General features: G+C 57.2%; 1 protein-coding gene. It reads left to right on the top strand.

Annotation, left to right across the window (positions count from 1 at the left end; translation table 11 throughout):
• Positions 1-225: 225 nt before the first annotated feature.
• Positions 226-471, top strand: coding sequence for a hypothetical protein (locus tag X727_RS135250; protein WP_023835588.1), 246 nt, complete (start codon positions 226-228; stop codon positions 469-471).
• The last annotated feature ends 524 nt before the right edge of the window (positions 472-995 follow it).

The following is a 995-nucleotide window of genomic DNA, read 5'->3' as shown; positions in this document are numbered from 1 at the left end:
CCTTCTGCCATGTCAAGCTCAAGTCATTAACAGCGGCCGCCCGGTCATGAGCAGGCATGCGCCCATCCTAGCATATCGCGCTGCCGGTATCGCAAGGCGCCGGCAGCAAGGGGAGGCGACCAGAGCCGATGTGAAGGGACTAGGCAGCTAATATTCGCTTGCGCTAATTTAAAAGTGCCGTAACGTCATGCTCAGCCTTTTGCGGAGGCGCAACGGTGGGGAAGTATGATGAGAGTTGCTGCGTTTTGTGCGGCGATCGTGATCGCTGGGACTGGTGTCGCTATAGCCAAGGAGAAGAAGGTGGTGGTGAGTGACGCCACGGACCTTTGCTCTACGAAGCACTCTGCCAAGAAGCAGGTGCTCGAACTGGACTGCAGGCCGACCGGAACCGCCAAATTGCCGGCCGATGGAACGCCGGAAAAGCCGCGCCTCGGATACGACACCGATCCGTGGCTGGTTAAAGGCCTTTAGAGACTAGCCGATGGCAATACAGCGCGGCTAAGGGGAATGTGCGCTGGCGGTGAAGCCTTCTTTGTTCTCTCATCGGGGGAACATTGTCGCCTGGAAACGCTTCGGACGGTGCACTGCCCCATCAGTGCAACGTTCCCTTCCTTGTTTGCACTGGCCGGCTGCCGAAAGGTGGCCGGCTTTTTTGTATATAACCGCGACCTGATGTTTGGGATTGTTGATGGACAGCCGNTGGAACATTGTCGCCTGGAAACGCTTCGGACGGTGCACTGCCCCATCAGTGCAACGTTCCCTTCCTTGTTTGCACTGGCCGGCTGCTGAAAGGTGGCCGGCTTTTTTGTATATAACCGCGACCTGATGTTTGGGATTGTTGATGGACAGCCGCGAGTGGCCGCTGCTGGCCTAGCGTCTAGGATTGGAATATGTAGAGGCGAGATCACCAAGGCAGGAATGACCAGACTAAACAGCGGTTTCGTCTGTTCGCCGCGACGCCGGCGATAATTGAATTCAGAAGGGCGTCGGCCCGG

Source organism: Mesorhizobium sp. L103C105A0 (assembly GCF_000502215.1).
Taxonomy (GTDB): Bacteria; Pseudomonadota; Alphaproteobacteria; order Rhizobiales; family Rhizobiaceae; genus Mesorhizobium.
Note: the sequence above shows the minus strand (reverse complement) of the source record. Positions and strands in the feature narration are given on the sequence as shown.